Below are 1,696 nucleotides of genomic sequence, written 5' to 3'. Positions count from 1 at the left end.
GGGGCTGTCTATTAAGTAGGCAGTCCCTTTTTAAATTTACATGTGCTATAGGTTATGCTAGAATTCACTATGCCAAGAGGAGTTTCTGACAAAGTAACCTTTAAGCCGTATGTTGTTGGTCAAGGAGAGCTGTTTCCGCCTACTGCGGATGAAATGATCCCAGCTAACCACCTTGTTCGTTTAGTTGACTCAACATTAGATCAGTTGAATCTTACCCCGATTCTAAAGAAGTATGTCGGAGGTGGCGCCAGTCGTTACCATCCCCTTATGCTTCTGAAAGTAATTGTCTACGGTTATCTAAATAACGTATGTAGTTCTCGCATGATAGCAAAAAATGTGCGGGAGAACATCTATTTTCGATGGATCGCCGGCTGTCAGTCCCCTGATTTTCGTACAATAAATAATTTCCGGAAGGACAAGCTTACTTCCGTTATCAATGAAGTTTTTGTAGAGGTTGTAAAATTACTCCACAAACAAGGGTATGTTAGTCTCAATACATTGTACGTAGATGGAACAAAGATTGAATCACGGGCTAACCGGTATACATTTGTCTGGAAAAAAGCTGTAGAGACATTTGATAGCCGTCTTGAAGAAAAGGTCCGCCAGTACCTTAAAGAAGTACAGCGACTGACAGCAGAAGAAAACATAGAGTTTGGAGAGGATGATTTACCCGAAATGGGAAAAGGACCGGTGAGTTCTGAGACTATCGCCCAAATGGCAGCTCAGATAAACAGAACCCTTGAGAATCTATCAAATGAGGAAGACAAACAGGTAAAAAAAAACTCCTGAAAGTCCATAAAACACTTGCTCGTGATCTTCTTCCACGTAAGCAAAAATATGAACAGTATAGAGTTACCCTTGGAGAGCGTCGCAGCTTTTCCAAGACCGATCCTGATGCAACTTTCATGCGTATGAAAGAAGATCATATGCAGAATGGGCAACTGAAGCCTGGATATAATATTCAGGCAGGGACAGAAAATGGTTTTGTTACCAGCTATGCTCTTTATCCTAATCCCACAGATACCAGAACATTGCTTCCTCATTTGAAGTCTTTTCGTGACCAGTTTGGAGCATATCCGGAGAATCTTATTGCGGATAAAGGATATAGCAGCTTGGAAAACTACAAGCAACTTGAAGAGAGTAATATCAAAGCCTTTATCAAATATCAGCATTGGGACCAGGAAAAACAGAAGCGAAGCAAAAAGTATCGTTACCGCTATTGGCGTTTTCAATATAACGCTGAACAAGATTGTATGGTTTGCCCGGAAGGAGAAAAATTACAATTTAAAGGTGAACATTCAAGAAAATACCGAAGTGGTCGGATAGATTATTACAGAACCTATGAGGGTAAAACCTGTATGCAGTGTTCTGTGCGCAATAAGTGTACCACAAGCGAAAACCGTACTGTGCAGATAAACTTGGAAAGGTTGCGTTTAAACCAGCGGGCCAGGGAACAACTTGAAACACCAGAGGGAAGACAGTTGTATCGAAGAAGAAAGTTTGAAATTGAAACGGTATTTGGGCAGATTAAAGGAAACCAGCAATTCAGGCGGTTTCATGGATGGGGTCTATCAGCGGCCTCACGTGATTGGGGGATTCATATGATTGGGTATAACATCAGAAGACTGATGTAAGGAGGAGACCCTCACTCCCAAAATAGTAAAGGAGCTGACTAAGATTCTTCTTAGACAGCCCC

The 1,696-nt window shown here is 41.6% G+C and carries 2 protein-coding genes; both read left to right on the top strand.

Going from position 1 to position 1,696, the window contains the following annotated elements; genetic code table 11:
* Positions 1–69 precede the first annotated feature (69 nt).
* The gene (locus tag B4O97_RS19070; protein WP_158084409.1) at positions 70–789 is read left to right on the top strand and encodes a transposase; all 720 of its coding nucleotides are present in this window, start codon (positions 70–72) and stop codon (positions 787–789) included.
* Between the two features lie 116 nt (positions 790–905).
* Entirely contained in the window at positions 906–1,634 is a 729-nt protein-coding gene (locus B4O97_RS19065; RefSeq protein ID WP_083053107.1) for a transposase, read from the top strand.
* Positions 1,635–1,696: the final 62 nt, after the last annotated feature.

The organism is Marispirochaeta aestuarii, assembly GCF_002087085.1.
Taxonomy (GTDB): Bacteria; Spirochaetota; Spirochaetia; order JC444; family Marispirochaetaceae; genus Marispirochaeta; species Marispirochaeta aestuarii.
Note: the sequence above shows the minus strand (reverse complement) of the source record. Positions and strands in the feature narration are given on the sequence as shown.

Coding starts and splice junctions, on each gene's coding strand:
- B4O97_RS19065 (WP_083053107.1), top strand. CDS start 906: ATGCGTATGAAAGAAGATCATATGCAGAATGGGCAACTGAAGCCTGGA.
- B4O97_RS19070 (WP_158084409.1), top strand. CDS start 70: ATGCCAAGAGGAGTTTCTGACAAAGTAACCTTTAAGCCGTATGTTGTT.